This window comes from Paenibacillus pini JCM 16418 (assembly GCF_000576305.1).
In the GTDB taxonomy this organism is placed as follows: Bacteria; Bacillota; Bacilli; order Paenibacillales; family Paenibacillaceae; genus Paenibacillus_AQ; species Paenibacillus_AQ pini.
In genome coordinates this window covers 56,141-79,793 of record NZ_BAVZ01000006.1, presented here as the reverse complement: position 1 = coordinate 79,793, position 23,653 = coordinate 56,141, and the positions used below count along the sequence as shown (strand labels likewise).

Here is a 23,653-nt window from a genome sequence, read left to right as displayed (position 1 = left end):
GACGGAGCCAATTATGGCTCCGTCTTTTTATTTAAATAATTTTTGAGGTAGCAGGTAAGACTTCTTCGATATAAAGTCCAGCACTCGAGGAATTCAGTCTTCTTACTGAACAGACACGTACTCGAAGCTAATGTTATCGAATTGGTCTGCAGCCTCCTGAAAAACCTCCAAGATCGCGTTATAGCGCTCATCATGTTCCGAATCCGCGATCCAACGGATATGTAAAGGCAACGGTACATGTCCAGTGATACAATCCCATAGGGCATCCAAATTGTGCCCGTACCATTCTGGCAATCCGAGCTTCCGCTTCAACCATTTATGGACGTTCTCGTGTCGATCTGCCTCTGACTGTCTCAGTTCCGTGACTTTATTCATTGCGGGACACTACCTTCCTTCGTAATATCCGTAAACGACTTGTAATGGTCTGTCGTCTTATAAATCAATCCGTCGTTTGAATAGAGAATTCGGTCCGCTCCGCGCGACCCCTTCTTATAATTGATATCCGCTTCATACCATATCCGGTTTTTGGCCTTTGGCAGCAGTCCTTCCCTGTTCCCGAAGCGGTCGCCTCCGATGCTTTTTCCAGGTGCAACTGTATTCAAATTGCCCTGAGCCGCTACCCAGCCGAGCTGCTCAGCTTCTTTTTTAGTAATGAAATTATCAGGAAGCTTCTGGTGCTTTCGTATATAATCCGATACATCCTTAAAACTGATTAGCGGGGGTTGGGGTCGTTTCTGTCCCTCTGAGATCGAAGTAGACGAAAACGGATTCTTAGTCGAAGAAGGCCCCACGTCCAGAGTTCCGCAGCCCGTCAGCATGATCGCCAGCATGACAATCATCGCGGCCAGCAAGGAGCGTGAGTGCCTACCGATTTGTTTCATAAATACGCAAAACATTTTCTTACCTCATTTCCAAACATGTATTCATTATCTTTCTCATCATAGCATGACATCTGCATAAAGGTCATCTCGCGCCCTAATCTGATCTCGTTCCTCGTCGGAGCAAACCTCTTTCCGTAAGCGATGGCGTACGAACTCTCCATCTTAGTACTTACCTTCTCTCTAATTCGGTTTCATAGTGTTGAATATTGTAAATAAATTTAATATAATTACCATTTAATTAAAATATTTACAATTACTATTAAGTTCGTGCACAGTTTTCACAAACGCTAAGGTCCATGCTACTAATACTAGTTGTTAACGACATTTTACAGGAGCGATGATGAATGATGTGAAAATTATAAATGAAAAGATTCTCTTATATTGCAGACATAAATGGTACCAATAAAGCAATGGTATATTACTATTAAAGGAGAAGACAAATGAAATTTTTATCAGCATCAATTGCTTTAATGCTTTTATTACTATTTACTGCTTGCAATAACGAAAGTGTAGTAAATTTACCAGAACCAATAGTTGATAAAAGTGAGAGTAAAGAGAATACTCAGAACTTAGAGTATGATGTAGAACATATACAAATACCGTATTCACGTTATTCGCAACCTTGCGCAACAGATGAAAGAATATATATACCCTTTAATAGCCAAAAAGAACGCTTGCAGAACAGTATTTTAGAGTATGACTTACAGAAAAAAGAATCTGTAACAATTTATAAATCAGAACTTAAGAATGGTACTATAAATGATTTGACTTGTAATAATGAATGGATGGTTTGGGCAGAAACAGATGAGTTTGGACTAAAGGGATCCGTTCATGCATGGAATAGAACAAATGACAAGAAATCAATTGTCTTTAAATATGATGATCAAGAGAAAATGGCATTAGACGCTCCTAGGCTTTATCAAAATATGATTGCTTGGATTACAACAACAAACAATAAATCTGAAGTAGTATTATATGATCTAGATTCCAAGAAACACAAAGTATTAGCGACGTTAGAGTTAGGAAGCTTCTATAACAATTCTGTTGATTTTAACGAGGGAAATATACTATGGACAGATACTGTAAATAGTAAAGGTAAATATTATGTTTACAATTTAGCCACAGGAGATACAAAGGAGTTCGTTTCTTCTTCACCTTATGTGGGATACGCTAAATTATTGAACGATAACATAATATCGATTAATTTCGAAGATATAAATACTTGGTCGTCAGGAAAATTTGGAACGTATAATATTAAAACCAAAGATTTTAATGTGATTGAGAAAGACTATATTAGCCAGTTTGATTCATATGGAAATCATACTGCTTATATAACTAAAGATCATGAATTAGTTTATTATGATACATCATCGAATAAAAAGATTAACTTAATGGTATCCATAAATCATAAAGTTGATACTGTAGATTTTACAAACGAGGGATATTTGATAGCAGGCTATAGAAATGAAGATTCTTCTGAATTATTTCTAATCAAATTTGAGTAATTTAATATATAAAACCATAAGAGTCATGGCATGCGATGGACAACCCTGCGAGGGCTAAAAAAATTGTCTATGCAGGCGATGCTTACGTTTGCTACCATGAACTTAAAGAAAATTGCGAGATGGTCGTGGAATAGACCAATCCCGGCGTAAATCGGATGGGACCCGCCTGATTTATTCATTAAAAGAATTAAAAATGACAAAAGGCATTGGAATGAATACATTCCCAATGCCTTTTGTGATTAAGCGATATTTTCATTTGAAACTATAATTAAAATATAATACCAATAACAATTGCGGATAGAACGCTTACAAGCGTGGCTCCATACAACAATTTCAATCCGAATCTTGCAACAATATTTCCTTGCTTCTCATTCAATCCTTTTACCGCACCAACAATAGTTCCGATTGATCCAAAGTTAGCAAAAGAAATCAAGAATACAGAAACAATTGCTGTCGTACGACCACTTAAACCCTCTTGAATTTTAACAAAGTCAAGCATAGCAACAAATTCATTTGAAACAAGCTTAGTAGCCATGATACTTCCCGCACTAACAGCTTCATGCCATGGCACACCCATAACAAAGGCGATAGGTGCAAAGACATAACCTAGAATTCCTTGGAATGAGATACCGAAAATGCCACTGAAGATTCCGTTAATTAAAGCTATAATTCCTACGAAACCAACTAACATGACTCCGACTACGATCGCTACTTTAAAGCCATCCATCAGATATTCGCCTAGCATTTCAAAAAACGTTTGTTTTTCATTTTCTTGCACTTCAATGATATCTTCTTCTGGCTTCACTTCATATGGATTAATAATAGATGAAACGATAAATCCACCGAATAAGTTTAATATTAACGCTGCCACTACATACTTAGGCTCTAGCATAGTCATATAAGAACCTACAATAGACATGGATACGGTCGACATGGCTGACGCACATAATGTATACAAGCGATGCTTCGGCAATAATCCAAGCTGATTTTTAACCGAAATGAATACTTCGTTTTGTCCTACGATGGCAGCTGCAACCGCATTATAGGACTCCAATTTCCCCATACCATTGATTTTACTTAGTACCAATCCAATATACTTGATAATGAAAGGTAGTATTTTATAGTGTTGCAGAATCCCTATTAACGCTGACATAAAAACAATAGGCATTAGAACAAAGAGGAAAAATGTATGGGCTCCTTCATTAGCAATCCCACCAAATACAAAGTTAGTTCCTTCATTGGCATAATCAAGTAAATGTTTAAAACCGTCAGCAAAACCTTTAATCAAAAATTCGCCGATACTCGTTTTTATGATAAGCAGTCCCAAAATAACCTGAACCGCAATCATCACAATGATTGGACGATACTTAATCTTTTTCTTGTCATTACTCGCAAGCCATGCTAGTAACAGAACAATAATTAGACCGGCAATAGAAAGTAGATAGTGCATCTTTATTCCCCCAAATAATCGGTTAGTTTTCTAACTGCCACATTAGTCCTGAATGACGGTATTTAATGCGATTTCGACCATGTCATAAAAGGATTGTTCACTTTCTTCATGTGTTAAGTGTTCCTGTGTTAACAGCTGACTACCCACCGTCAAAATCGATAGTGCTTGTACACCATACTTAGCAGCTAATGTATACAATGATGTGCTTTCCATTTCTACCGCTAATACACCGAAATCCATAAACTTATGAAGTCGATCTAAGGTTTCACGGTAGAATTCATCGGAATTATAGATGTTGCCAACAAAGAGGTTTACAGGTTTACCTTCTGCTTGTTGATAGGCTTTCATTAACAAGGAGAAATCTGCCGTTGGTGCATAATTACAACCATGAAAGATTTTCTCGGTCATATTACTATCTGAAGATACCGCTTGGGCCAATATAATATCGCGAATCTTAATATTTTCCTGCATCGCGCCACATGTACCAATACGAATCAATTTCTTAACCTCATAATCGACAATCAATTCCGTAGCATAAATACTCATCGATGGATTTCCCATCCCTGACCCTTGAACCGAAACCGGTACTCCCTTATATAATCCAGTGTAACCATACATGCCTCTTACTTCGTTATAACAATACGCCTCATCTAAAAAGCGTTCTGCTACAAACTTTGCACGTAAAGGATCTCCTGGAAGCAACACCCGTTCTGCGATTTCACCTTTTTTTGCACCTAAATGTCTACTCATATGTCTTCCCCCAAACTTTCAAATATCAAAAAATCATTTTACAGAAAACGCTTCCAAGCCATCAAGTCAATCAGCTCTGAAACTACTTTGAGCATACGTTTTTTGCGCATAGCAAACTAGACCAAAAAATTACGTAGGATACGGAAAATAATTGGTCAAATTATAAAAGCAAAGCTTGACGAATATTGTCTAGATCCTTTTAGAGGGAATTGTGGAGATGATAACAACAGGTACCGCCTCTAATGCAACCGGGATATTACTAATGACAAAATCAATATGGTGCTGCTGCATCATATCGTCCGTTAAGCCTTGCATTATGGAAGTATCTATAATCAACTGATCTCCAATTTCTTTCTTAATCAAGTCCGCGATGTAATGACGAATCGAGAATTCTTCCCCAATCACTAAGAAAGCCCTCTTGCTTTTATAACGTAAACTTGAACGAACCATTAAGGTCAACTTGGTTAAATGGACATTATTGTATGAAACGGAAGGATACGCCGTATTCCACGTTTGCATGCAGGTTAGCAATTCCTGATAAATCGGCTGGCACTCCTTTTGAACATATGTCGATAAATTAGTTTGCGAAATCATCATCCATTCAGGAATGGCGTTTTCTATTAATAGCTTGTCGAAGAAGCCGTATACCTCCAAAATAAATCGTTCACCCGCATCCAAATTGGGAAATATCTCCGTCAATAGCTTGATAAGCAGATTGCCCATTCGATATTCTTCTTGATCTTTGTGTAATTCGATTTCTTTCACTGGTGTTATTTCTGATCCTTCGTAATAATGATACTGGCTGAGACTAACGAGCGATTGAATAAAGAATATTTCACTTTTGGAAAACGTAATGGCGCGCTCATCTTCCAGCTGCTTCGCAAGGGTTATCACGGGTTCGTGAAAAAAACCCTTCTCCCAAGGGTAACTATGTTCGTCAATTTGGACACATTCCCCTTTAGCCACTCTTTCGATTACAATGGCGAGCAGAAAGGATAATTTTCGTTTAGAATTGATAAAATAAACGATGTTCTTCTCTTTCTCTATATTGGTGAGGAGCTGATTTATATCATTAAAATCAATATGCTCAAAGGGCCATCCTGTAAACTCATACGCATCCCCATATAACTTCCAGTAAAAATATCGAATGTTCATCTCATTTCCTTTGATCATAGGCGTAGAATACGTAATGCGTAGCTTATATGGTTTTAGATCGTGATTATTCATCTGCACAATCAGTTTCTTGAGAGACGAAGTACTCATAAACATGACTCCCGCTAGCTCCTCCACGGACAGTCGACCTACATTCATAAACAATACATGCATCAGCCGATAAAAGATGGTTTCTCTAAACATCGAAGAAAGCACTTCACTAATCGTCTTACTCCGACCATCACGTCGAAGAAATATACCCTTTCCTCTAGAAACTTCAATGATTACATTAGATGGTAATTGCTTGCTGATTTCCTCAACCATCTTACTTATCGTTTTAACGGATATACCTAAACTTTTTTCAACTTCAGCTAAGGTAAACCATCTTTGTTCCGTATCCAGCATCGTTAATAGTTGGCTTGCTAATGTGAAGCCCTTATCCATGTTCCCACCCTATTTCATTTTAATTTGAATATATATAGTATAAACAAGCGTAATCACTTTAGCCTGTTTGATGGTTTTTACCCGTTCATCGTGAACGAGGAGCTTCGCGCAGCCAATCGTCATTTCTATACTATATAAGGAAGCAAAGTAGCGATCCTCCGGCTATTGGAGGATCGCTGCTTTTATATTTTGATGATTAGCAAATTGAACCTCTCCTATGAATGAATAGCCGCTAATAAAATACCTAAATTTACATATTTATGTATAAAGTGGTTTCCTTATCATATGCTCCAGTTATGGGGAGGGAATGATCAATTAAAAGGAGTGTGAAATGATGAGAAAAAGGCTAGTCTCTTCTATTGTCCTACTGTTTGCCGTCTTTGTCATGGGTTTCAGTTTAAGCAGCTCGGCAGCACCATCCACGTATGTGCACGGCATTTTTTCGCAAAAACCGTTATATGTATTGGATGGAACGACCGGCAATTGGCTGACCTCGACAAGCGGCAATGCGATAGCAAGTTGGACAGAAGCCCCGCTGGCCTCAGGAAATCAGGCATTTTTCAATGCAATCTCGGAAGTCGGACCCGACCGTTTTGAATTCCGTCTAGTTAGTCTTGGATCGACTACTGTCGATCAGATCACTGGCAAATTCGATATTTACAAAAATAATGTTAAGGTCGCTTCTGCGATCCTCGGCACTGTATACGGTTTAAGCCAACCCGTCGGAAATTACTTTAAGTTTTATAACAGTACAAATACATGGCATGTCTCCGGGTATATCACAGACCGGCTAGATTACTAAGATTTGACAACGAAGAAGTCCATCCTCCCCGGACTTCTTGGTTTTATCATTCCACATGGTTAACTCTGCGTCAGCGTGGTAAGCTTCGACCATTTAGGATCATTAATATATGGTTGAATAGCTTGCTGGATAGAAGCGCGTTCCTGTTGCTTCCATTCGTCCTCAAGCTTTTCTTCCCAGATTTCCTCATCATTTACATATTCACTTATGATCATAAGAGGATAGATATCTTCGAGTGTTATGCAATGAATACGAGCATGGTTTACAAAGCGAAATAGAACCGCGTTCTCAAATAAATAGTCTTCAATATCATGCTCTACATCACCATTAAGTAATGTTTGGATAATCAAACCTATTCCATCATATAACTCTTTTGAAATCGTCTCTTCATATAGTGCTATGGCAAGTTCTCCTTTAATAGCACAAATATAGGCTACATATTCGCTCGGGATATTATTTTCGCAGCCCATGGTCAGCAGCCATCGCTTGATTTCTGGCGTTGTTGCTTCCAGCTGCTCAATTGCAGCAATCTTGCCCCATCCATGGACAGACTGAGCAAGCTGCCAAATGTGTTGATTTGCTTCCTTGGTTCCATTTTTCAATGCGAAAGTGACATATGAGGTGAATTCCTCATGCATTCCTAATGTGTAGAGCAGTTCTTTATATTGTTCACAATTCGTACAACCCAGTACGATGATTGAGAATTTCACAACCTCTCTATGCGCTGAATGTTCAAGGAGCCATAACGCCTCTTGCTGTACGAGAGCTTCATCCCACTCCGCTTGCTGAAACCGTTCAATGAAATCATCACGATAGCTAGCGATATGATCGGTTATAATTTCCCCGTATGTCGCCTTTCGTGTCCTATTTGTAGGATGATTGAGCTGTTTTTTAAATAGCTTTAACAGTTTTTTCACATAAAAAGGAGTAGGTATATCATCTACTATGAGATCAGACAAACCCGCAGCCATTCGCGGATGATTCTCATCATATACGTACTCGTCATCAGGTAAATGATCATCTACTATTTTGCTGTGTGTTTCAATTTGTTGCTGAATAAAAGGAACGATCTTGTCTTTATGGTTCCACGGAAGAAAATCGAGCTTAAGGGAATGATCAAGCACCGTATCGTTGTCGATTTTGACAATACAATTAAACCTTATGTAGCCACCAAGTTTAACGAAAATCTTATGCATCACGCCATCACCCAGATCAAGAGTCCCTGATAATTTGGAATACGGCATGATGTGTGAAAATACAGTTTTTCGTTTATTCATATCTACCGTAATCCCATCTATAATAAGATGCTCTTCTTTTAACTGGTGTGTAATTTCAATACCATGTCCTTTATAGTCAATCTTCCACGTTTGATGTGCTTCCTTTTCTACATCTTTCACTGCATTACGTACTTCACGTTTTAATTCATCTTTAAAACCCATAATATCCTTCTTTCATTGACTATATTACAAATGATGATTAGAGAGACGGAGCCAATCCTCTATAGAACAAATGATAAGGCACCTCAACGGGTGCCTTTATCTTTAAGTTATTTATTTGTTGCAGGCTCAGAGCACTGCTTAATTGAAGAAGCTTGCCTTCATCCACTTCCCAAGCACATGATAGATGCGTTTCATGAACTGTTTAGCAAAGTATATCAGTATATGCTCTAACTGTTAAGCGCACCCATGAAAGTCTTCGTTTTGGACGATTATTAAAGTTCTTTAAACGTGCTCGATGACTTAATGAACATATCACGTTTATCTTCCATTCGATTTTGAAGAGTCCAGAAGAGCAATTGCGTGAAGTTGCCATCCGTTTCTACAAGTGTTATCAGGTAGCTAATTTTAATTTTTTCTATTTCGCCGTTTAATTCGAATTGTAATGCTGGCTGTCCATTGACTTGAATTTTCTTGGGTTCTGTTTGGGTAGCATTAGTTATTGATTTAGACATGGAGCCCTTAATCGCGTTATAATAGTCCGTTAATGTGTAGCTTTGGGAAAAAACATCCTTACTCTCTCGCAGAACCATCATATATTCTTCTTGTGCAGCACGTGACGCTTGAATATCGGCTTTGGGAGATAGCTCTAGTTCGTAAGTCATATATGCTGGAACAGCAATCTCCATCTTTTTGTCATCACTCTTCAAAGTGGTCATTCTTGTATTCTTATCGTCTTCCTTTGTGGTGTTAGTATCTTTGGTATCTGTAGATTTAGAATTTGGAGCAGATGCTGAAGGAGCCGGTGTTTCCTTTAATATCTTAAATGACTCAATGGCCTTTAACAGTTCATCTTTATTAGATTCGAATTTGGATGCTAGAGACCAAGTAACCACTTGATAGAATGAGCCACCCTTTTCTAGTACGGCCACTAAATAATGAACCTTCACTTTCTGTGCCTCTCCCGTAATTTCAAATAATTGGGCGTCCGTGGAATTAATACTTATTTTTTTGTTATTAGATTCCTCAGCATTCGTTACAGAAAGTTTGGTATTATTAACAAATGCGCTTTTAAATTCATCCAACGTAGCATCGTCCTGCATATCGGATTTTGATACGATATTTACCATTGCATACTTTTCCTTTTTTCGTTCAGATACTCCCAGAACAGCCTTGTCATTCAGATCAGGATCCATAACCCATGCTTTATCCAGTGTTAACTGAACTTGACCATCCTTAGAAGTAAACACCTTTAGGTCATCCCCGCTACCCTTGTTACCTTTACTACAGCCCGTTATAACCAGAACAGAAATCATAAACAAAATTAGTGCTTTGAAAGTACCTTGAAATGCTTGTTTCTTCAAATTCGTATCCCTCTTTCTTTATGTATTGTTATTTAATTCATAATGTAAACGCATTTATTAACATTCAAACACAAATCATAAAATCCCGTTATAATTCTTAAATTTAAAGCCATCCTACAGAAACCGATCCGCAGTGAAGGCATTCCGGCAGCTTAACATCTATTATAAAATTCAATCTAAATATATGTTGACAAAACATATCGGAATAATTTAAATTAAATACAGGTAATTAAATGCATTATTGTTAAATTAATACAACCGACTGGTTAGCCAGAGGCATGCTATGAACCCAATAATATGGGTTAACAAAGTATGCCTCTTTTAGTTTTGCAAAAATATTGTATTTGGAGGGAGCATGCTGACTAATATGAATATGCATTTACAGAAACAGAGGAACGTTTTTCAAAAGCTTCATAGTCGCTTTATTAAACTGGGACTAAGCGCGCTTATTGTCGTGTCCCTTAGCTCCGTAACGGTGCAGAATGCCCAAGCGTCTGCGTCGGTGCTAGGAACTACGGATCAACAGGAACTGGATGCATTAAGCATTCAAATCAATAAGTACAACAATTACCCTTTATTGAAGGCCCAAGCCAAGGCAGCTTACAAGCAAGCTTACGGAGCTCCTTAAGCTCAGAAGCGGAAAGTCGTCTTAATAACGCTATCAATGAGCTCGCGTTCAGCGCCATTCAGAAAGCGGCCAACAACGATCCTTATTTCCCTAAAGTATACTGGCTAAACACGCCACCCCGGAGCTCGGCTGGTCTGAACGTGCCGGGAGGACGATATTCCTATGATAATCCGGACAATATTTATCGTACTATCCCGATTGATGGCTCGTCCAAGTATATCATTCACGGAAAACGTACCTCTCCGGGACCGACCGATGTAACGTTCTCGCTAATCAGCAATCCCAATTCGCAGAACACCATCACCTTCTTGTCAGGCAATGATCTAGTCGTGAATGCGGATGGGAGCTACAGCATCACCGTTGATAGCGATCCGGCCAATGGGCGTACCAATCATATACAGTCCACGAGTGCGGCTGTGCAGTTGTTCATACGCAATAACCTTGGCAATTGGAATACCGAAACGCCTGATGCGCTTACGGTAGAGCGGCTGCCGGACGGCAGCCAGCACACGCCCAAGAGTCAGCTTGCCATTGCTGCCGAAGCTTGGACGAATCTGCAAGAATCAATTATCGATTATGGTATTGGTGCATTGGGCATCAAGACACACCTCAATCCGGTAAATACACTGTCCAGTCCGACCTCATCATCTACATTAGGCACGCTGGTCACGCAAGCCAGTTCGTTCGGCCACTTCAAACTGGCAGATGATGAAGCGCTGGTAGCAAGGGTAACTACTGGTGGAGCAGGTTATGTCGTGTTTCCGGTTACAGACCCGTGGATGGTAACTGTAGATCCTATCCATCATCAATCAAGTCTTAACAACATTCAGGCAGCGCCGAATGCTAACGGTAGCTATACATTCGTTGTATCGGTTAAAGACCCGGGCGTAGCTAACTGGATTGACCCTGTAGGTCTACATGAAGGAACGATTATGGTTCGCTGGCAGAACCTGCCGAGTACAACTCCTGCATCAGGTGGACCGTCCGTACAGACACAGGTCGTGAAGCTTGCTGACCTAAGTAGTGTTTTACCGTCCGATACAAGCTACGTGACTTCGAATCAGCGTAACCAGCAGTTGGCCGACCGGGCGGCCGGTTACGCACTTCGCTGACAGAGGCCGCGCCTCCGTAATTAAGGATCCGTCTGATATCGGCTTCATAATCATTTAAGTCATGAACTCTTAGCAAACTGACATTCCATCCGTGAGCTGAGCTCAAACATCCCGCAGGAGAAATTACAAACCTCGTTCTTAACGATAACAGCCATCCCTCACTTGAAGTGGGGGATGGCTGTTATATGTTCCCTGATTTCATTCACCCGCTTTACGGTAGCTTGGCGTTTTCCTGCTCCTTAATCACCTGTTCAATTCCGAGCAAAATCAGCTTTACGCCGAAATCAAACGCTACGTCGGTCCCCATCAATTCGAACAGCCCATTCTTAAACATCCGCCGGAATAAGCCTGCCTCCTTGTCGTTCATCGTGTTCAACAGGCTAATCATCTCGTCACCTGGCAGCGCATCCGGCTGGTCCTTAAGAATCGCCGAGACATTCCGCTCATGTTGATAATCATCCATAACGAAGTAGAAAACATAGTTCACAAGCGTAGTGACCACTTGCATTTTTTCCGCTTGCTCAAGCGGCGTTGCTTCCACGCAGAGCAGCATTCTGTTGGTGAACCGGATGATGTCCGGTTCATGGGGCAGCGTAATCATCATGAGCTGCGAAGAGCATGGATAGCGGCCGAGTACGCTCCGCACTGTTACTGCAAGCCCCGCTAGCTGCTCCTTCCAATCCCCTTCAGCGTGAAACTCCTCCAAAATAATTTTTGAAACATAATTAGCAAGACGCTGATAGAGATTCTGCTTACTCTTGAAATACCAGTACAAAGAAGGAGCTTGTATGCCCAGCCGATCGGCCAATCTTCTCATACTGAATTTCTCGATACCATCCTCTCCCAGAAGTACCCAAGAGGCTTCCAAAATCCTATCCTCCGAAATCTGAGGCTGCTGCTTATTCTTTTTCATTAGAGATCCGTCCTTTTATCTAACAGTGTAAGTTTATACTTTACAGGTTCGTAAGTTTATGATATCATCTAACACTGTAAGACACAACCTAACACTGTTAGAGTAACTTTGAAATTTATATAGAAAGTAGTGATTTACATGGACGCAGAAAACCTCCATTATTTTGAAAAAGCACCTGTCGCAAAAGCGGTCTCTCACTTTGCTGTACCGATGATTTTAGGCACGTCAATAAGTGTCATCTATTCCATCTTGAATGCTTATTTCCTTGGTACGCTCCATAATACGGCCATGTTAACCGCACTTGCACTAACCTTGCCGTTATTCGCGATTATTATGGCGCTAGGTAATTTGATTGGCGTCGGTAGCGGTGCATTTATCTCCCGTTTACTAGGCGAAAAAAGGTATGATGACGTCAAGCATGCGTCTTCATTCGCGTTCTATGCCAGTTTAGTTCTCGGTCTCATTGCGATAGCAGTTGGTCTCCCGTTAATCGACCAAATTGTACATGCCCTAGGTTCAACGCCTGAATCTTTCGGATATACAAAGGATTATGTTACGGTTATGCTCATGGGTTCACCTATCGTCGTCTTATTCTTTACGCTCGAGAATATCGTGCGTGCCGAGGGTGCAGCCATTACGTCGATGACTGGGATGATTATAAGCGTTGTCGTCAATACGATTCTCGATGCGCTAGTCATCTTCGTCTTCCACGGGGGCATCATTGGCGTCGCGTCTGCAACAGTCATCTCTAACCTAGTGGCAAGTGTATTCTTTATCTTCTTTATGAGTAAACAAAGCAAATTTTTATCCGTCTCCGTCAAATGGTTTAAAATTTCGAAGGAAATAATGAGTAATGTGTTCAAAATCGGAGTTCCCGTCTTTATTATGACGATCTTCTTAGGAGCCATGTCACTGATCTTGAACCGTTTTCTTGTCGAGTATGGAGATCAGGCTGTAGCGGCTTATGGCATTTCATCCCGTTTATTGCAATTCCCTGAGTTTATTCTGATGGGGTTGTGCGAAGGTGTCGTTCCACTCATTGCCTATACGTTTACAGCGAATAAAGTACGCATGAAGCAGACCATTGGATTCACGCTCAAAACGATCGTGGTATTAGCCGTCGTATTCGGCATCCTTGTTTATCTGATTTCTGATAATTTAATTGGTCTATTTACGAATGACCCACAATTAATTCAAATGGGCAGCTACATTCTGCATGTGACGTTCTTATCCTTGTTTATTACTGGAATGACCACATTGTTTACAGGGATTTTTCAAGCAACGGCGCAAGGAACTGCTGCATTTATTATGTCGATTATTCAAGGGGTTACTCTAATTCCTGTGCTTTATATCGCTAATTATATGAACGGCTTCCATGGGGTAGTCTGGTCGATCGTTATTGCGGATGCCGTCTCGTTCCTAGTTGGTGCCATCATGCTGTATGTGCTACGGAACAAATTACAGCCGGATATAGAAAGTTTAGTACAGTAAATAATTTACACAGCCTTCATTGGCTAAGTCGGTAAGTTTCAACCTGATGCTACAAAAAAAATTTAAGGCCCAAGGATTGTCCTCCTTGGGCCTATTTATGTTATGCACTGCTATTTCCCAGCGTAACGTCAACTCCGCCGAATCAATACCGCTTCCGTCTGGCTCATGGAGTCCAAAAGGCGAATCTTCTTCTAAACCAGAAGCGCTAGTTCCTATATAAAAGGGTGAATATTCCAATTCTTATTAAATTAATATACTATTAGAGTTAAATTTATAAATAATAGGATGATACCCCTTAAATTAGTATAAATATACTTTAGTAATAACCACTTATAAAGCTGATCTACATAAATTAAAAACAGGAGGTGGTGTGATCATGTACAAGTTTATTTTTCGGCAATGGAAAAATAGAAAAGTAACCATTCTATTCATTGTTATTGGATTTTTTATCGGCAGTTTAGTCATGTCGCTTGGGACAAGTGCATCTATGGAATCATTAGAATATATACATGATCAAAGAGGTGGCAATCCTGAACAGCAAGTAGATGTTTCTTTATCTCGTAATGGCGAATGGAATCAACAAGATGTTGAAGATACCATAGAAAGATTAAGTGAATTTGGAGAAACACAGCTTCTTAATATGGAGAATCGAAAGCTCGATCAATATAATGACAGCTTTCAAATCGTTCCCGTGTTATTTCATCAGGAACCAGACTGGCATATACCATTAGTAGAGGGTAAGTATTTTTCAACAGAAGACATGGGAGGAAACCAATCAATTATCATCGGAAAAAGTATTGCTGATAAGCATAAGATTAAGCTAGGCGATAACGTAGTTATTGGGGATAAAAAATTCCTCGTGATTGGTATTGGCGGGCGTCCTTCGAGAGAAACTTCATGGGAGCATGTTATATATATGCCTTGGAAGGGTTATCTGAATATTTATCCAGAGTGTTTCCTTGAAATAAAAGATCATAATGCTGTTAGCATTCTTGTGAAAAATGGAAAAGACCGATTTATGCAAAAAAGTAAGAGTCTTATAGAGACAGCCGATCAGAAAGGGATCAGATTAGATTACAAGAATGTGAGTAACATAGATGCTAGTTCCTTCCGAAATTCACTTGTTATCACTGTAGTGGCCACCATACTTATCTATACCATAGCCGTTATCAACATTGTTCATTTAATGCTGTATTGGTTAGTTGAGCGAAAAAGAGAGATTGGTATCATGAAAGCTTTAGGAGCGAATAACGCTATATTGCCAAAACCGTGGTGCTTGAAGTCTTGATCATCTCAATCCTTGGCGGCTTACTAGCGATCTTTGTACAATATCTTACCATGCTACTATTATCTAGTTCTTCCCTTGGAAAAGAGCTAAGCTTTCAAATCACATGGTTGAATTTATTCTTTGCAATGGGTGTGTCTTTATTGTTCGGAATGATTTCGGCAATAGCTCCTGCCTTGAATGCTATGCGTATTGAGCCCATCAACGCAATTAATCGTACATGAGGTGTTATATGTGATAAGACTTATTTACCAATCCATGATTAAAAAGAAAAGCAAATTTTCACTGTTAATGGTACAGTTTACAATTGGTTTTGCTACGTTATTATTTGGATTAAGCTGTATTTTCAATCTATTACAATATAAAAAAAGTATTGAAGCGTTAGTCCCCCTAGATACAGTTCATGCGTATATTAATGAAAAAAATCCTTTATCAGAAAAAAGTATGCTTAACGAATATAGCAATGTCTTTAAACAACTAAAGGAAAAGAATCTAGTTGAAAAACTCGGTTTGTTTGAGCCTATGTATGTTTATGACATTCCCAATCCCAATTTTCAAGAAAAAAAGAATGAATCACATTTAAATATTCTAAACAACGATAGTATTGAAATGTTAAAACTTACATTGCAGGAAGGAACGATAGAACCATTACAAACCGATATACATTCTTTTGAAAATATACCTGTTGTGGTTAGTGCTGCACTGAAAGATCAATATAGAGTAGGACAAACGTATCCACGATATTATATGAATGGAAATACAGACAAGCTTGAAAAGATAGAGATTAAGGTTGTGGGAGTACTGGCACCTTCTGTTCATTTTTGGCCGGGGGGTTCAACTAAGATTAGTGATAATATCATTTACAATACAGAGTTTATCTTAGCTCCCCAATTTAAAGAATTTGAATCTGATCTGACATATGCATATAATTCATTAATTCAATTACCAGAACACGAAGCAAGAGGAGTAAGCTTGGAGCAAATTAAATCGGTGTTTAACCGCAACGGTTTGGATTTACAATACACCACATTACAGGGAGAAATAAACTCCTATAATGAAAGCCGAAAGGTAGTTATTATAAGCACAATCACTTTCGCAGCTATTCTTTTAGTACTATCTCTGTTAGGAAGTATTGGTGCTATTTTAGCTAATATCTCTACAAGGTATAAAGATTTTGGCATTTATTATTCATTAGGACTGACGAAAAATAATATCATTCGTTTAGTATTCGGAGAAATAACCGTTATTTTTGGGGGTTCTTTCATTTTAGCTGCCGCTATTTGTAAAATACTTTTTGCAACTCTTTTTGTTAATGAAGCACTCATGTTGAATGTATCTGTTATAGCTATGCATTCGCCATTATGATTATTTTCATTTTGCTATCTATAATCATGCCTTTTATAAAGCTAAAGAAGATAGAACCTATTGAGATGATTAAAGGAGTGATTAGGTAGATGAGCTATATTGAGCTAAATGGAATTCATAAATATTTTGAAGTGGAAAGAAAAAATGTCTTAAAAGATATATCCCTACGCATTCATCATGGAGAAATGATTGCCATTATGGTCCATCTGGATCGGGGAAATCTACGTTACTCAACATTCTGGGGCTACTAGACCGCCCAACATCGGGTACATATTACTTGGAAGATCAAGATACAAATATATTAAAAGAAAAAGAGAGAGCCTTCACCAGAAACAAAACAATCGGGTTTGTATTCCAAAATTTCAACTTAATCCATGAGTTAACTGCGTTGGAGAATGTTAAGATCAATCTACAATTTTATAATTTGTATAGCAAGAAAAAGGTCAATCTTAAAGAGGCAGTACAAAGAAGCAAAGATGCTTTAATATCTGTAGGCTTAGAAGACCATATCCATAAACGACCGTTACAGCTTTCTGGGGGACAGCAACAAAGGGTAGCCATTGCTCGTGCAATAGTGAATAATCCAGCATTTATATTGGCAGATGAACCGACAGGAGCACTTGACTCCACTACAACTGAGGAAATTATGCAGGTATTAAAAAGATTAAATCAACTTGGAAACACCATTATTATGGTTACACATAATACAGAGGTAGCCAATCAATGTAATCGTATTATTGAATTGAAAGATGGAGAAGTAGTCGCAAGTTAGTTAGATTTGCTTTCAGCATGGGTATTCATCTTATTTCACCCGTGCAACTAAAACGGTAAGTTTGAATGCCATCCTTAACGGGATGGCTCTTTTCTTATGGATACCTAAGAAATTATTTAAGCAGATAAACTAGCGCAAAAAACATAAGAAGACCCTGTGAAGGGTCTTCTTATGCTTTTCGGGAGGGAATACTAAAGGCATTCCCTGACTTGGTGTTATCCTTCGTGTTCAGTTGTTTGCTATACTTCGCAACAAAAAATTTTACGTAAGAGCTCTGCTTCAATGTGATTGATACTCGTCTTTTCAGTTTACAGGAGCGTCTTCTGGTGTTCGTAAAGTTCAGGCCGGCGGTCGAAGAAGGGTGCTACAGCTCCGCGTTCACGATTTTCTCGGAGCATGTAGAAGTCAATTTCGGCCAGCACTGTCCTGTTTTCATTCGTTTCTCCGACCTGTAAAATGCCATCTGCTTCGAACGGCAAATCGCATGGGGTGAATATGCCCGCTTGACAGAACCCCATGTCCACCTGCGGACGATCCTCGGACAAGGATCCGACGAGGCCGCTCAATACGACGAACAGCTGATTCTCAATCGCCCTCGCTTGGGCGCAATGCCGCACGCGATGGTATCCGAAGGAATTATCGGTATAGGAAGGGCATAGAATCAGTTCCGCGCCACGAACCGCGGCTGCCCTCGCCAGTTCCGGGAACTCGATGTCGTAACAGGTCAAGATTGCCATCTTGCCCCACTCCGTGTCGAATACGTTAAGCTCGTCACCCGCTACCAGTGGCCAGCGAATCTGCTCCTCCGGCGTAAGATGTATCTTGCTCTGCGTCTCCACCCGTCCGTCTGAAAAGAAGAGGAATGCCTTGTTCGAATACTTGTTCTCTCCCTCTAAACATATATGCGTCCCTGCTAGTATGGCAATATCGCATTCTTGGCTTAACTCTCTAAAGAACTCGATATATTTATCCGTCAGCCCGTTCAGAAAATAACATGCTTCATCGTGCAACATCGATGGCTCTAGGCTTAGTAAGTGAGCCGTCATGTACTCCGGGAAAACGATCATGGAGGCGCCCTGTTCGGCAGCCTCCCGAACCTTCATATCAATTCCCGTCCAGAACTCTTCTTCGGTACGGATATCGGTGAGACCGTATTGCGTAGTTGCTATCGTTAACTTTTTCATATTCACCTCTAGTATGTTTTAAGTTCGAATTTGTAAGGAATAGATGTCCGTCCGACGATCTTTTAACGACAAAGCATCATTGGACTTGCGGTACCTTTCGAGCGTCTCCATGTCTACCTCAGCCATGATGACTGTCTCCGTATTCTCGCTGCACTCCCCTGCGATACCGTCGCGAGAGAAGGAGAAATCAGCCGGCGTATAGATACCGGACTGGGCGTACTGAACGTCTATGTTGTCCACATGGGTTAGATTTCCTACTGTTCCCGCGGTCACAATGAACACTTGGTTCTCGATCGCTCTGGCCTGTGCGCAATATTTCACCCTCAGGAAAGTCTGCCGATCTTCCGCGCAGAAAGGAACGAATATAATCTGCGCTCCCTCTTCCGCAACGATACGGGACAGCTCCGGATACTCGATGTCACTGCTGAGTTGAATCGATATTTTACCGCAATCTGTGTCGAACACCCCGAGTGAGTTACCCCCGTTGATGCCCCACCACTTCCGCTCGTTCGGAGAAATATGTAGCTTGTATTGCTGCTCAATTGAGCCGTCTCGGCGGAACAAGTGAGCGACGTTGTAAATCCGGTTATTGTTCTCAACGAAGTGGGAGCCGCCTACGATATTTACGTTGTATTTGACCGCGAGTTCGGAGAATAACTCCACATAGTTGGTCGTATACGTCGTAAGTTTCCGGACAGCCAAGCTCGGAGACCGTTCATCCAAGAAGGAAAGCAGCTGCATGGTGAAGTTCTCCGGGAAAACGGCGAAATCCGACTTGTAATCTGATGCCACGTCCACGTAATGCTCACACTGGTTGGCGAATTCCTCGAAAGAATCGATCTTCTTCATCATATACTGAACCACGCAAATGCGGACGGGGAAAGACATTTTATAAAGAGTCTTGTTGATGCTCGGCTTGTATTCGATATTATTCCACTCTAACAGGGCCGCAAAATTCTCGGAATCGACGTCATCGGACAAATAATTGGATATAATCCTCTTCAGCGTAAATCCGTTCATCATCTGAAAAGTCAGCACGGGATCGTAGATATTCTGCTGCAACACTTCTTCCGCATAAGCTCTTGGCGACAGCTTATCGGAATAGTTGTGATACCCTGGAATGCGTCCCCCTACGATAATACTCTTGAGATTAAGTTGCTCCGCTAGCCGTTTCCTTGCCTCGTATAATCTTCTTCCGATCTTCATCCTACGGAAATCTGGATGTACCATGACTTCCATACCATAGAGGTTCCCGCCACGGGGGTTATGGTTGCGAATGTATCCCTTGTCCGTGATTTCGGAATACGTATGCTGCTCCAAATAATCGTCAAAGTTCACGATCAAACTAGAACAGGAGCCAATAATGTTACCGTCGAGCTCGACGCAAATTTGACCATCGGGAAACGTACGGATGTGACTTTCCAGTTGATCCAGCTTCCATGGACTCATGTTGGGAAAACAAATATTTTGCAGCGCGATAATATTATCGAAATCTTCGCGTTCAATGTTACGAATAATAATTTTCTTCTCAAATTGCGAAATTTGATCCGTTGTCATAGAAAAGAGGCTCCTTTACCAAATGTGTTTAACTATATTCTAACATACACTTATTACCTCTAATAATCCTCTGACGAAAGAAGTAAACATATGATTCGCAATTAATTGCTATATATTTATTTTTTCTAAGAATGACATCCCTTTTATCGTTTTGATGATTGGTGTGATGTAACAAAATCTGTTTCACTGATTGCCGCACACAGACTTGTACATATACAATAAGAAAAAGACATTGGCTGAAGCATAATAACAGGAGGAAATCAAATGCCGCAGTTAATATTTAGAGGAATTCCCGCCGAGGGCATACGTGCAATCAGTATACCTCTCGTAGCAGAGATGGCCGCAATATGCCAATGCGGAACAGATAATTTCACCTTAGAATGCATGCACGTCACCGCTATATTAGACGGAAAATATACGGATTCGTACCCAGTCATCGACGTATGGTGGTTTGAGCGGGGGGATGTAGTGCGCGATAAGATGGCAGAAGCAATTGACAGGCATGTCCGGTCACTTGATATTCCCGAGCTGGAGATATCCTTCCGTGTTGGCCGCGAGGACAATTTTTATATGAACGGACGACGTTACGGTTCCTGATTAATGGTATAAATGGTGGTATTGGAAACATTCAGAAGCTCTACAATTCGAGTATACTCAATATTCTAATAAAAATTTGCGTAATTACTTTGCCATTTGGAGGAATCATAGTCCTTGGAATCGTTGGCTTCTTCAGCGGTATCGCTGCGATTGTGTTCTCGTCTTTATCGTTAAAAAAAATCAAGCGGGTACAGTTGCGAGGACGGGGTATGGAAATTTCAGGATTGGTATGCGGAATTGTCGCGACGTCTATTAGTGTGCTTGCCTTTGTTATCTCGTTTGTGATTGCCTTCATGAGTGGTATGAATAATGTCTAGACACAACAAGACCGCTTTCCCAAAACTGGGAAGCGGTCAGACTGTTTAAAAAAGCTAATGAATCATTTGTTACACCGTTCTTTTTAGCATGAGTAGTCGTAAATTCACCTTAGGGGTCAAGTGTCGTGAAATAATCTAAGAGCAGATAATGAACAGCTGAAGCATTTGCATTTCTTCTCTGATGGGTATTTCCCCATACAAAAGTCTCCTTACAACCGTCCCTTGAGAGATTGACGCATAAATAACAACCTCCATGACTAATCCTCCACTACCCATTTCACCTTCCAACACTAACATTTGTCGCCATCACTTATGATAGGCCCTACATATCATCTCAGAAGCGAAATTTCTTGCGCCGCGGCTGTCCCAAAATTTCGCCTCATTTATAATACGGTTCACCTCGCTGTCTGTAACGGCAAGTTTTAGGGCCATCCTTTGTCGAATGGCCCTACTTTGTAATCACATACGTTTAAACCATGAGGCACCATCGAACGTAAACCTGTTCAACAAGCAAAGTCTAAACATTGGACCAATATGTGTAATTATTTTACCATAAAGATCCATTAAACCCATTCTTCGCTTTCATTAGCCAATCTTTGTAAATCATTCATAAAAATAGATGCATGGTAGCCATCACAAACTGAATGATGAATTTGTAAAGCGACAGGCAGGAATAATTCATCATTAACTAGGGAGTATTTACCACCCGTTATTATTGGTAAGAGAAAGTTTCCACCGTTATTAATATTTAAGTTAAACGCATTAAAAGAACTCCAAGGAATCATAGAGATCGGAATATTATTATCTGGTATAGGTTCTATTGGAAATAAACTACTTGTATCTTTGTATTTTCGAACATCCTTTTCATATTGAAAATGAAACTTTGAAAAATTATTCATATTTGGCGTCCAAATGGCTGAAAAGGTGTGTGTGCTATTGTTAAATATGGTATAACACGGACAAATCTCTGACCAATAACCTAAATTACCCTCTGAGTTAAAACAAGTTCTAAATTCTCTGTGAGAATTAACTATTCTTGTAACCATAAAAATAAACGCAGGATATAACTTATATCCCTTTTTCTTTAAGTTCTTCATAAGAACAGTAATATTAATTTCATTCGTCATACTGAATGTTGTCTGTTGTTGTAAATAATGTTCAAAGTATTCTTTTCGTTGCCAATTGTCACGATTAATAATACTGAATTTCATATTCCACGCCTCCTAATATAATTAATTTAATATTAGGAGGCTACTTTCACCGCTTTTTTCATATCAGTCATCCTTTTAAGACTTTCATTACATTACATTATATTATATCATATTACCAAGTAAATCCATTACCCTCTAAGCCATCTTCCACAGGCAGTTCTCTCCATCCTCCCTCAGATGACAGCCACACGCTTTTTCACCGAATGTAGCTCAGTGAGAAAAAATTTATCCAAAACCTTATGCGCTCCCTTTTGGTGGGTCGTCCTGTGAAATAACTTGCCGCTACTTATGGTACGGCTCCCCCCGATTTATCTTCACCGCGCGATAAATCTGCTCCGCTAGCACCAGCCTCATCAGCTGGTGCGGCAGCGTCATGCGCCCGAAGCTGAGCTTCTGCTGGGCGCGGCGCAGCACGGCATCTGCGAGCCCATGCTCCCGCCGATGATGAACACGACATGGCTCGTCCCATACGTGCCGAGCTTGTCGATCTCAGCGGCCAGCTCTTCCGAGCTCCAGAGCTGGCCGCCGATGGCGAGCGCAACGACATGCGCCTCGCTCTTCACATGCGCGAGGATGCGTTCGCCCTCGCGCTCCTTCACAATAGACACCTCAGCTTCGCTCAAGGTGTCCGGGGCCTTCTCGTCCGCAACCTCAATCATCTGAAATTTGATGTATGGGTTCATCCGTTTGGCATATTCCTGGATGCCCATGACCAGATACTTCTCTTTCAACTTTCCGACGCCAATGATTTGAATGAACATGCTATATTTCCTCCGAAATGCAAATTTTTATCCATATATCTCTGCTCTAGCCAAAATTAGCAGTTGACCGTTCGTAAACAAGCCGCTGCGGGTTCGGAGGGTGCGTTCCTCCAGAATCCCTCCGCTCTATCCACACGTCAAGTCAATCACTGGTATTTACTTAGAGCCTATCCATGATAGCTATAACTACAAAAAAAGAGCGTGAAATCACGCTCCCTCATTTTTTCATCTACATAGCTTATCGAACGCTAAAAGGCTCTACTCTCAGCAGTAACGTCTTACTCCGCTTCAAGCCCACCGCTAAAGCGCATCAATTACAAACGTCTTGCCGTTCTACACCACCAAATACATCCCGGCCTGCTCACAGTGAGCACATTTCACCGGTGGGTCCCAATCGGAAAATTCGGTCTCCTTCAGATCCACCATATCCGGCGCATCTTCAAACTCGTCCACAAACATATCAATCGCAAGTTCCACATGATCTTTGCATACTACATACATGAAAAGCATCCCCTCTGCCCTGCACATGGTTGTATTGGTGTTCATATCCTAAGTATAGCCTGTTTCTCGTACTAGCACACCATTAATCTGAATCGCTTCTCATAAGAGAAGGATAGAGTGACAACAGGGTCTTTCCATCCTTATTACCCATATTTCTTAACATTCGCACTTTAAG

At 40.4% G+C, this 23,653-nt stretch carries 22 protein-coding genes and 3 pseudogenes; 12 read left to right on the top strand and 13 right to left on the bottom strand.

Features of this window, described 5'->3' with window-relative positions; translation table 11 throughout:
• Positions 1-102: 102 nt before the first annotated feature.
• Positions 103-375, bottom strand: coding sequence for a barstar family protein (locus tag JCM16418_RS10715; RefSeq protein ID WP_036648614.1), 273 nt, complete (start codon positions 373-375; stop codon positions 103-105).
• Positions 372-881 carry a ribonuclease domain-containing protein gene (locus JCM16418_RS10710; protein ID WP_052020218.1) on the bottom strand — a complete coding sequence of 170 codons (510 nt, stop codon included), beginning with the start codon at positions 879-881 and terminating at the stop codon, positions 372-374. Before JCM16418_RS10710 ends, JCM16418_RS10715 begins: the two co-directional genes overlap by 4 nt.
• A 440-nt stretch (positions 882-1,321) precedes the next feature.
• On the opposite strand from JCM16418_RS10710, the gene JCM16418_RS10705 reads away from it, so the two are divergent.
• Positions 1,322-2,386 carry a WD40 repeat domain-containing protein gene (locus JCM16418_RS10705; RefSeq protein ID WP_036648612.1) on the top strand — a complete coding sequence of 355 codons (1,065 nt, stop codon included), beginning with the start codon at positions 1,322-1,324 and terminating at the stop codon, positions 2,384-2,386.
• 18 nt (positions 2,387-2,404) lie between these two features.
• Positions 2,405-2,536 (top strand): annotated as a pseudogene (locus JCM16418_RS24270) (transposase); the annotation flags it as partial.
• A 118-nt stretch (positions 2,537-2,654) separates the two neighbouring features.
• On the opposite strand, the gene JCM16418_RS10700 reads toward JCM16418_RS24270, so the two are convergent.
• The 3 genes from JCM16418_RS10700 to JCM16418_RS10690 all read right to left on the bottom strand — a co-directional run bounded on the left by JCM16418_RS10700 (position 2,655) and on the right by JCM16418_RS10690 (position 6,182).
• On the bottom strand, positions 2,655-3,836 hold the full coding sequence (locus tag JCM16418_RS10700; RefSeq protein WP_036648610.1) for a NupC/NupG family nucleoside CNT transporter: 1,182 nt from the start codon (positions 3,834-3,836) through the stop codon (positions 2,655-2,657).
• A 42-nt stretch (positions 3,837-3,878) separates the two neighbouring features.
• Positions 3,879-4,586, bottom strand: coding sequence for a purine-nucleoside phosphorylase (deoD, locus tag JCM16418_RS10695; RefSeq protein ID WP_036648609.1), 708 nt, complete (start codon positions 4,584-4,586; stop codon positions 3,879-3,881).
• A 189-nt stretch (positions 4,587-4,775) separates the two neighbouring features.
• On the bottom strand, positions 4,776-6,182 hold the full coding sequence (locus JCM16418_RS10690) for an AcpB/EbpR/MafR family transcriptional regulator (protein WP_242403784.1): 1,407 nt from the start codon (positions 6,180-6,182) through the stop codon (positions 4,776-4,778).
• A gap of 331 nt (positions 6,183-6,513) precedes the next feature.
• On the opposite strand from JCM16418_RS10690, the gene JCM16418_RS10685 reads away from it, so the two are divergent.
• Complete coding sequence (locus tag JCM16418_RS10685) at positions 6,514-6,984, top strand: hypothetical protein (protein ID WP_242403783.1); 471 nt, start codon at positions 6,514-6,516, stop codon at positions 6,982-6,984.
• Positions 6,985-7,043: 59 nt separating this feature from the next.
• Here the strand turns inward: JCM16418_RS10685 and JCM16418_RS10680 are convergent, their stop codons facing one another.
• Together JCM16418_RS10680 and JCM16418_RS10675 are read right to left on the bottom strand one after the other, a co-directional pair.
• Positions 7,044-8,423 carry a hypothetical protein gene (locus tag JCM16418_RS10680; RefSeq protein ID WP_036648604.1) on the bottom strand — a complete coding sequence of 460 codons (1,380 nt, stop codon included), beginning with the start codon at positions 8,421-8,423 and terminating at the stop codon, positions 7,044-7,046.
• Positions 8,424-8,695: 272 nt separating this feature from the next.
• The gene (locus JCM16418_RS10675; RefSeq protein ID WP_036648601.1) at positions 8,696-9,784 is read right to left on the bottom strand and encodes a hypothetical protein; all 1,089 of its coding nucleotides are present in this window, start codon (positions 9,782-9,784) and stop codon (positions 8,696-8,698) included.
• A gap of 355 nt (positions 9,785-10,139) precedes the next feature.
• Between JCM16418_RS10675 and JCM16418_RS25790 the strand changes: the two genes are divergently transcribed.
• A complete protein-coding gene (locus JCM16418_RS25790) occupies positions 10,140-10,412 on the top strand; it encodes a hypothetical protein (RefSeq protein ID WP_242403782.1) in 273 nt (90 codons plus the stop codon).
• A 140-nt stretch (positions 10,413-10,552) separates the two neighbouring features.
• Positions 10,553-11,524, top strand: coding sequence for a DUF1214 domain-containing protein (locus tag JCM16418_RS10670; RefSeq protein ID WP_242403781.1), 972 nt, complete (start codon positions 10,553-10,555; stop codon positions 11,522-11,524).
• 211 nt (positions 11,525-11,735) lie between these two features.
• Here the strand turns inward: JCM16418_RS10670 and JCM16418_RS10665 are convergent, their stop codons facing one another.
• Positions 11,736-12,437 (bottom strand): TetR/AcrR family transcriptional regulator, encoded by a 702-nt coding sequence (locus tag JCM16418_RS10665; RefSeq protein ID WP_036648598.1) that lies wholly within the window; start codon positions 12,435-12,437, stop codon positions 11,736-11,738.
• 138 nt (positions 12,438-12,575) lie between these two features.
• Here JCM16418_RS10665 and JCM16418_RS10660 point away from each other — a divergent pair, with 138 nt between their 5' ends.
• The 5 genes and pseudogenes from JCM16418_RS10660 to JCM16418_RS10640 all read left to right on the top strand — a co-directional run bounded on the left by JCM16418_RS10660 (position 12,576) and on the right by JCM16418_RS10640 (position 17,350).
• On the top strand, positions 12,576-13,928 hold the full coding sequence (locus JCM16418_RS10660; protein ID WP_036648596.1) for an MATE family efflux transporter: 1,353 nt from the start codon (positions 12,576-12,578) through the stop codon (positions 13,926-13,928).
• A 376-nt stretch (positions 13,929-14,304) separates the two neighbouring features.
• Positions 14,305-15,437 (top strand): annotated as a pseudogene (locus tag JCM16418_RS10655) (ABC transporter permease).
• Positions 15,438-15,471: 34 nt separating this feature from the next.
• Positions 15,472-16,578 carry an ABC transporter permease gene (locus JCM16418_RS10645; RefSeq protein WP_158442426.1) on the top strand — a complete coding sequence of 369 codons (1,107 nt, stop codon included), beginning with the start codon at positions 15,472-15,474 and terminating at the stop codon, positions 16,576-16,578.
• An 89-nt stretch (positions 16,579-16,667) separates the two neighbouring features.
• Positions 16,668-16,829, top strand: a complete 162-nt coding sequence (locus JCM16418_RS26635; protein WP_306304768.1) for a hypothetical protein — start codon at positions 16,668-16,670, stop codon at positions 16,827-16,829.
• Entirely contained in the window at positions 16,814-17,350 is a 537-nt protein-coding gene (locus tag JCM16418_RS10640) for an ABC transporter ATP-binding protein (RefSeq protein WP_306304771.1), read from the top strand. Before JCM16418_RS26635 ends, JCM16418_RS10640 begins: the two co-directional genes overlap by 16 nt.
• 308 nt (positions 17,351-17,658) lie before the next feature.
• Here JCM16418_RS10640 and JCM16418_RS10635 read toward each other — a convergent pair whose 3' ends face one another.
• Entirely contained in the window at positions 17,659-18,534 is an 876-nt protein-coding gene (locus JCM16418_RS10635; protein WP_036648579.1) for a carbon-nitrogen hydrolase family protein, read from the bottom strand.
• 18 nt (positions 18,535-18,552) lie between these two features.
• On the bottom strand, positions 18,553-20,091 hold the full coding sequence (locus tag JCM16418_RS10630; RefSeq protein WP_036648576.1) for a bifunctional GNAT family N-acetyltransferase/carbon-nitrogen hydrolase family protein: 1,539 nt from the start codon (positions 20,089-20,091) through the stop codon (positions 18,553-18,555).
• A gap of 264 nt (positions 20,092-20,355) precedes the next feature.
• On the opposite strand from JCM16418_RS10630, the gene JCM16418_RS10625 reads away from it, so the two are divergent.
• Positions 20,356-20,688 carry a DUF1904 family protein gene (locus JCM16418_RS10625; protein WP_036648573.1) on the top strand — a complete coding sequence of 111 codons (333 nt, stop codon included), beginning with the start codon at positions 20,356-20,358 and terminating at the stop codon, positions 20,686-20,688.
• 89 nt (positions 20,689-20,777) lie between these two features.
• Positions 20,778-21,005 carry a DUF4190 domain-containing protein gene (locus tag JCM16418_RS24935; RefSeq protein ID WP_158442425.1) on the top strand — a complete coding sequence of 76 codons (228 nt, stop codon included), beginning with the start codon at positions 20,778-20,780 and terminating at the stop codon, positions 21,003-21,005.
• Positions 21,006-21,568: 563 nt separating this feature from the next.
• Here the strand turns inward: JCM16418_RS24935 and catA are convergent.
• The 3 genes and pseudogenes from catA to JCM16418_RS24265 all read right to left on the bottom strand — a co-directional run bounded on the left by catA (position 21,569) and on the right by JCM16418_RS24265 (position 23,478).
• Positions 21,569-22,216: a type A chloramphenicol O-acetyltransferase gene (gene catA, locus JCM16418_RS10620; protein ID WP_036648571.1), complete on the bottom strand. Its 648-nt coding sequence runs from the start codon at positions 22,214-22,216 to the stop codon at positions 21,569-21,571.
• A 282-nt stretch (positions 22,217-22,498) separates the two neighbouring features.
• Positions 22,499-22,977, bottom strand: a pseudogene (gene rlmH, locus JCM16418_RS10615) (23S rRNA (pseudouridine(1915)-N(3))-methyltransferase RlmH).
• 333 nt (positions 22,978-23,310) lie between these two features.
• The gene (locus tag JCM16418_RS24265) at positions 23,311-23,478 is read right to left on the bottom strand and encodes a CxxH/CxxC protein (RefSeq protein ID WP_081765396.1); all 168 of its coding nucleotides are present in this window, start codon (positions 23,476-23,478) and stop codon (positions 23,311-23,313) included.
• Positions 23,479-23,653 lie beyond the last annotated feature (175 nt).

Coding starts and splice junctions, on each gene's coding strand:
- JCM16418_RS10630 (WP_036648576.1), bottom strand. CDS start 20,091: ATGACAACGGATCAAATTTCGCAATTTGAGAAGAAAATTATTATTCGT.
- JCM16418_RS10665 (WP_036648598.1), bottom strand. CDS start 12,437: ATGAAAAAGAATAAGCAGCAGCCTCAGATTTCGGAGGATAGGATTTTG.
- JCM16418_RS10715 (WP_036648614.1), bottom strand. CDS start 375: ATGAATAAAGTCACGGAACTGAGACAGTCAGAGGCAGATCGACACGAG.
- JCM16418_RS10710 (WP_052020218.1), bottom strand. CDS start 881: ATGAAACAAATCGGTAGGCACTCACGCTCCTTGCTGGCCGCGATGATT.
- JCM16418_RS10680 (WP_036648604.1), bottom strand. CDS start 8,423: ATGGGTTTTAAAGATGAATTAAAACGTGAAGTACGTAATGCAGTGAAA.
- deoD (WP_036648609.1), bottom strand. CDS start 4,586: ATGAGTAGACATTTAGGTGCAAAAAAAGGTGAAATCGCAGAACGGGTG.
- JCM16418_RS26635 (WP_306304768.1), top strand. CDS start 16,668: ATGAGCTATATTGAGCTAAATGGAATTCATAAATATTTTGAAGTGGAA.
- JCM16418_RS24265 (WP_081765396.1), bottom strand. CDS start 23,478: ATGTATGTAGTATGCAAAGATCATGTGGAACTTGCGATTGATATGTTT.
- JCM16418_RS10645 (WP_158442426.1), top strand. CDS start 15,472: ATGATTAAAAAGAAAAGCAAATTTTCACTGTTAATGGTACAGTTTACA.
- JCM16418_RS10660 (WP_036648596.1), top strand. CDS start 12,576: ATGGACGCAGAAAACCTCCATTATTTTGAAAAAGCACCTGTCGCAAAA.
- JCM16418_RS10685 (WP_242403783.1), top strand. CDS start 6,514: ATGATGAGAAAAAGGCTAGTCTCTTCTATTGTCCTACTGTTTGCCGTC.
- catA (WP_036648571.1), bottom strand. CDS start 22,216: ATGAAATTCAGTATTATTAATCGTGACAATTGGCAACGAAAAGAATAC.
- JCM16418_RS10705 (WP_036648612.1), top strand. CDS start 1,322: ATGAAATTTTTATCAGCATCAATTGCTTTAATGCTTTTATTACTATTT.
- JCM16418_RS10690 (WP_242403784.1), bottom strand. CDS start 6,182: ATGGATAAGGGCTTCACATTAGCAAGCCAACTATTAACGATGCTGGAT.
- JCM16418_RS10635 (WP_036648579.1), bottom strand. CDS start 18,534: ATGAAAAAGTTAACGATAGCAACTACGCAATACGGTCTCACCGATATC.
- JCM16418_RS25790 (WP_242403782.1), top strand. CDS start 10,140: ATGCTGACTAATATGAATATGCATTTACAGAAACAGAGGAACGTTTTT.
- JCM16418_RS10700 (WP_036648610.1), bottom strand. CDS start 3,836: ATGCACTATCTACTTTCTATTGCCGGTCTAATTATTGTTCTGTTACTA.
- JCM16418_RS10625 (WP_036648573.1), top strand. CDS start 20,356: ATGCCGCAGTTAATATTTAGAGGAATTCCCGCCGAGGGCATACGTGCA.